At 49.6% G+C, this 5612-nt stretch carries 5 protein-coding genes and 1 pseudogene; all 6 read left to right on the top strand.

The window, feature by feature from the left end; genetic code table 11:
• Positions 1-162 precede the first annotated feature (162 nt).
• Positions 163-1287, top strand: coding sequence for an N-methyl-L-tryptophan oxidase (solA, locus tag A6049_RS31285; protein WP_063568314.1), 1125 nt, complete (start codon positions 163-165; stop codon positions 1285-1287).
• Positions 1288-1549: 262 nt separating this feature from the next.
• Positions 1550-2017 carry a hypothetical protein gene (locus A6049_RS31280; RefSeq protein WP_063568313.1) on the top strand — a complete coding sequence of 156 codons (468 nt, stop codon included), beginning with the start codon at positions 1550-1552 and terminating at the stop codon, positions 2015-2017.
• Positions 2014-3090, top strand: coding sequence for a CehA/McbA family metallohydrolase (locus A6049_RS31275; RefSeq protein ID WP_063568312.1), 1077 nt, complete (start codon positions 2014-2016; stop codon positions 3088-3090). The genes A6049_RS31280 and A6049_RS31275 overlap by 4 nt, the downstream gene beginning before the upstream one ends.
• Positions 3087-3839 (top strand): glycerophosphodiester phosphodiesterase, encoded by a 753-nt coding sequence (locus tag A6049_RS31270; RefSeq protein WP_063568311.1) that lies wholly within the window; start codon positions 3087-3089, stop codon positions 3837-3839. The genes A6049_RS31275 and A6049_RS31270 overlap by 4 nt, the downstream gene beginning before the upstream one ends.
• A complete protein-coding gene (locus tag A6049_RS31265; RefSeq protein ID WP_095206279.1) occupies positions 3824-4888 on the top strand; it encodes a LacI family DNA-binding transcriptional regulator in 1065 nt (354 codons plus the stop codon). Before A6049_RS31270 ends, A6049_RS31265 begins: the two co-directional genes overlap by 16 nt.
• Positions 4864-5612 (top strand): annotated as a pseudogene (locus A6049_RS31260) (ABC transporter permease); the annotation flags it as partial. The gene A6049_RS31265 and the pseudogene A6049_RS31260, both read left to right, overlap by 25 nt.

The following is a 5612-nucleotide window of genomic DNA, read 5'->3' as shown; positions in this document are numbered from 1 at the left end:
CTAAGAAAACCGCATTGTTATGCGGTTTTTTTATTATGACTTGGGTATCATGTCCAGGATAGCGCAATTGTTAAGTGTTAATATCATTAGTAATATAGAAGAATACTAGCCATACTTAATACTTAAGTTACATGGGGATTTCTTACAAGGAGGCAACTTGCAATGCATTATGACGTAATTGTAATAGGAGCAGGTTCAATGGGGATGGCGGCGGGTTATTTTTTATCCAAGAGTGGGAAAAGTACACTATTAATAGATTCCTTTAACCCGCCCCATAACAAAGGCAGTCATCACGGAGAGACAAGAATCATTCGGCACGCGTATGGTGAAGGTGAAAATTATGTTCCGTTGGCACTCAAGGCTCAAGAATTATGGAATGACTTAGAGAAAGTGTCGGGAAAACAATTATTTCTCCCTACTGGGGTTATAAACGTGGGTTACGAGAAAACAGATTTTATCCAAAATATCATTTCAAGCTCAAAAACCTATTCATTACCACTTGAGATTTTAGATTCCAATGAAGTAAATAAGCGCTGGCCAGGCATCAATTTACCGAACAATTACATTGGTTGCTACGAACCAACCTCAGGAGTGTTGAAATGTGAGGAATGCATTGAAGCATATCGAGAACTCGCAGAGCAAAACGGAGCTACCATCATAACCAATAGTAAAGTAAAAGAAATTATGGTTCATGATAAAAGAGTTACCATCAAGACCGAAGATCATACTTTTAGTGCTAATGCGTTAGTAGTTTCAGCAGGGGCCTGGTCAGGAAATCTCCTTTCCATGTTGGATCTAAATCTTCCTCTTAATCCTATAAGAAAAACATTTGCCTGGTTTGATACTAAAGATGATTTATATAATCATAAGGAGTTCCCAGCCTTTTCGTTTGAAACATCTCACGGACATTATTATGGTTTCCCAAGCATCGATGGTTCCGGATTAAAATTAGGCCGACATGATGGAGGAGATACAATCAATCCAGATGAAGCCATCCTGGAATTTGGTGAACTAGAGGAAGACACGACAGATTTAAAACAATTTTTGCAACACTATATGCCCTCAGCACAAGAATTGAAGTTCGGTAAAACGTGTATGTATACAATGACTCCTGATGAAGATTTTATTATCGATACACATCCTAACTATCCTAACGTTGCCATTGCATCAGGTTTCTCAGGACATGGCTTTAAATTTAGTAGTGTAGTTGGACAGATTTTAAGTGATTTGATTATATCAGGGAAAACGGAACATAACATTTCTCCATTTTCAATCAATCGATTTTAAGAATCCATTCAAGAGAAATTTTATGTGCTGCCACTCGTATGCAGTGCGAAAACAATCTAGCGATAAAAAGATAAAAAGGCCAGTCTTCTTTTAATAGAAGTCTGGTCTTTTTTGCATTTACAGAATATTAACACGATGCGGATACGGACCTGATTTTTATCCCGTAACATAAGTATTAGATGTGGGAACGGTCCCACATTCAGCAAAACGTGCATAACGTAAGTCATGAAGATAACGGATTAATGAAAGGTGGTGCGGCGCAATGAAGCTGCTGGATCTACAAGGATACGCATCTCCGGAGGAGTCCAAAACACATATCCGCATTCCTTTTGAATTGGATGAGGGCTGCGTGAAGCTGAACCTGCGATTACAATATACGCCGAAGACGCTCGAGAATCGGGAGAATGCGCTACGGCTGCTCAAGGAAAGTTACGATCTATACATTTTGCCGGAACATCGGGAATACGCGATTGCCAATGCTGATCGGCATCTCCCTCTGAAAAATCTGATCACACTCTCGCTGGACGATGCTCGCGGATACCGAGGGGCGTGCCACCGCCAAGACGAGGTGCAGGATCTATACGTATCGGATCGAGAAGCTTCTCCCGGCCTTATGGCGGGCGAGCTGGTTCCGGGGCCCTGGAGCGTCACATTAAGCCTGCATTGCATCGTGACCGATACGTGCACTTATCGGCTGGAAGTCTGGACGACAGAGGAGGACTCGATATGAAGTGGTTCGCCTGTGAACTGCATACACATACGCTGCATAGCGATGGCAGTCAGACGCTGGGAGAACTGGCAGCGGGAGCAGCCAATCTGGGCTTCGACGCCATCGCGCTGACCGATCATAACACGATGTCCGGCTTGAGCGGCAAAGAGGAAATCGAGCAGAGGTACGGACTACGAATCATCCCCGGTATGGAGTGGACAACTTTTTACGGCCATATGGTGACGATAGGACTGAGCGCGTTTGCCGACTGGCGTCAAGCGAATCGGGATGGAATCGATGTGGGAATCGAGAACGTACATCGCCTCGGTGGAATCGCCGGGCTTGCTCATCCCTTCCGAATCGGCAGTCCTGCCTGTACCGGTTGCTTCTGGGAATACGAGATTGGGAACTGGTCCGCTGTCGATTACATCGAAGTCTGGTCCGGCACGTTCCCTTCCATTCAGACGAACAATCGGCGAGCTTTTGATCTGTGGACTCACAAGCTGAATGAAGGATATCGGATTGCAGCCACTTCAGGCAGGGACTGGCATGCGCAGGGCGAGACAGACGATCCGATCTCGGTTACTTACCTCGGGATTGAGGACGACGCAGTGGCGGGGAACGGAGGCTCGACAGCCCTTTCGCTCCATGAAGAAACGCTTATCCAAGCGCTGCGGGAAGGGCGCGCGTCGGTAACGATAGGTCCTCTGCTGACCTTGACGCTGGAAGCTGGAGATGCATTGTATGCAATCGGCTCTACCGTTCCAACGGTAGTCGAGAGACGGGAAGCTGCAGAGGATCCGGTCCGGGCGAACTTGACGCTGGACTTCTCGGTACGCACCGGACTCTGGTCGCTACAGAAGCAGGTCTGTAGATTGAAGCTATGTTCCAATCTGGGCGAGGAGCTTAATCTTGAAGTTCCGTCTTCATCGGACGAACAGATGATGCAATTTGAAGCCCAACTGAGGGATTCCACTCCAGATATCCCCCGCAGGTGGATTCGCGCTGAGCTGTGGGGAACCGTGCGAGGAGTCCATGTACTGATCGCCTTTACCAACGCGATCTATTTCGAAGAAGGAGGATACCCGCGATGAACAAATTCCCGCTGATCACAGCCCATACTGGCTGTATGGGTCATCCCGATCATTCTTTCGAGTCACTTCAGGCAGCCCTAACACTTGGCGTAGATATTTACGAAGACGATATCCGTTCGACTCGGGACCATGTGCCGGTGCTTGCCCACGATGACAATATCACTTTGGCAGATGGAAGCTGCGGCAGTCTTGCAGAAATGACACTGAAGGAGTTGAACACCGCTAGACTATCGCCTATTCCAACGCTTCAGGATGTGCTTGAGCAGATACGCGCAGCCGGTAAAGTGATGAACCTTGATATCAAAACAGACAGCGCTCTGGAGCCGGTCTCAGCTCTGGTGAATCGGATGGGTATGGCGGAGATGGTGTTTCTCAGTGGCTGCGATTACGGGTCAGCGGTTAAAGCTAGTCGTTACGCTCCAAGCATACGCAGGCTTCTTAATGTGAACAAGCAAAGCTTCGGCAGTCTGAGCTACGACGAGGCAGTGTTCCAGGCGTGTGCAGATGCTCGCGAAGCCGGCTGCTTTGGGATTAACGTGCCGTATCAGGTCGTTCAGCCAGAACTTATGGAAGCTGTGCAACGGAGCGGTCTGGCTATCTACGTCTGGACGGTTTCAGAGGCGGACGATATGCGGCGACTTGCACAGTTGGGCGTCGACTCGATAACAACCCGTGATCCGGCGAAGCTAATTGCCGTCCGGGAAGAGACGGATTTTGCAAAGGAGAATAGGGATTGGACAATAAGCTGAATCATAGTTTGCGGGAGCTGGCTCAACTGGCTGGTGTATCGAAATCGACTGCTTCTCGGGTTATCTCCGGAAACGGATATGCGAGTCCTGAAGTCCGGGATCGCGTTCTCAAGGCGGTCGAGCAGCTTCGCTACAAGCCGAGCGCCGTCGCCCGAGCGATGGTCGCCAAGCGCACGTACAACATCGGAGTCATCGTTTTCCGTGACAGGCTGCCGATCGTGTCCCACACGCTGTATGGCAGAATCATTGACGAGATACTGATGTCCGCTGAAGAGATGGGCTACTCGATTTTCCTGAAGACCGATAGGGAAATGTCGCTGCGCTCCACCGATTATATGCTGGAACAGCGGGTGGATGGACTCATCCTGGTCAGCCGGCTGCAGAAGAACGTCATCGATTACGTCAAGAACTTCAATATCCCTTATCTGATGGTGAATGGATCGACGGAAGATCCGGACGTCGTGCATCTCGTGAGCAACGATGAAGCCGGTGGAGAACGGGCGGCACAGCATTTATATGACTGCGGACACCGCAAATTCTTTATCATCGCTGGACCGGGCGAGCATCGGAGCCACTCGCTGCGATTGAAGGGCTTCCGAAAACGGCTGGAGTCCCTCGGCGTTAGTTCTGAACAGGACGGATTTACCGTTGTCGAGTCATCGGAATCGAGCTTCGATTCCGGTCGGAAGTTGATGGAGGAGCATTATGTGGCATTCCGGGATGGACGATACAGCGCTCTGTTCAGTACAAATGACATGCTTGCACTGGGTGCGATGAAGGTGCTTCTGGAGCGCGGAGTCCGCGTTCCGGAGGAAGTATCCGTTATGGGCTACGACAATACCGAAGTGGCCGGAATGTACCACCCATCACTGACTACCGTCAGCGTGGATGCATCTGGTATTGGCCGAGACGCGGTATCGATTCTGGATCGCCTGATTAGCGGCGAGGGGAGCGTGCCGCGCCTGATTGAATACGAAAGCGAAGTGATTGTTCGTCAATCGACAAATGGAGGGGAGGACGGAACATGTCTTGGTACTGGAAACACGTAGGTCCGAGAAGAATAATCGAATTTGTGTTGCTGACCGTGTTCGCCATTTTTTTCGCAGGTCCGCTGGTCAACCTGCTAGTGCTTGCCTTTAGTGAAAAGTGGAATTATCCGGATATTCTGCCCCAGGTATGGGGCTTCAAATGGTGGGAGTTCGTACTGGCAAAGGACGATATTGTCTCGTCGATCTCACTGTCGTTCCTCATTGCTACTCTGGTGACCCTGCTGTCCATCGTCGTCTGCATCCCAGCAGCGTATGCCTTCGCAAGACTCCAGTTTCCGCTGAAGCGGATGTTCCTGTTCTCGTTCCTGCTGACGCACGCTTTTCCGAAAATGGGGTTGTATGTTTCCATTGCGGTTCTTTTCTACCGGATTGGACTGATGAATACGCTGCTAGGCGTTGTGCTGATCCATATGATTAATGTGTTGATGTTCATGACCTGGATTCCGACCTCCGCCTTTCGCAACGTGCACCGGGCGCAGGAAGAATCGGCGCGGGACGTTGGGGCAAGCCCGTTCAAAGTGTTCCGCAGCATCACCCTGCCAATGGCGATGCCCGGCATCATGGTCGCTTCGATCTTCACGTTCCTCAATTCGCTCGACGAAGCGCAGGGCACGTTCCTGGTTGGTATTCCCGATTACAAAACAATGCCAATCGTCATGTACTCCATTATTTCCGACTTTCCGAGCAGCGCCGGAGCCGTATTCTCGATCATCCTGACGCTGCC

It is taken from the genome of Paenibacillus sp. O199 (genome assembly GCF_001636635.1).
Taxonomy (GTDB): domain Bacteria; phylum Bacillota; class Bacilli; order Paenibacillales; family Paenibacillaceae; genus Paenibacillus; species Paenibacillus marchantiae.
This window is presented reverse-complemented; position numbering and strand designations above follow the sequence as displayed.

What these genes read in the sequence shown, in the direction of transcription:
- A6049_RS31275 (WP_063568312.1), top strand. Translation starts at nt 2,014, where the DNA reads ATGAAGTGGTTCGCCTGTGAACTGCATACACATACGCTGCATAGCGAT.
- solA (WP_063568314.1), top strand. Translation starts at nt 163, where the DNA reads ATGCATTATGACGTAATTGTAATAGGAGCAGGTTCAATGGGGATGGCG.
- A6049_RS31280 (WP_063568313.1), top strand. Translation starts at nt 1,550, where the DNA reads ATGAAGCTGCTGGATCTACAAGGATACGCATCTCCGGAGGAGTCCAAA.
- A6049_RS31270 (WP_063568311.1), top strand. Translation starts at nt 3,087, where the DNA reads ATGAACAAATTCCCGCTGATCACAGCCCATACTGGCTGTATGGGTCAT.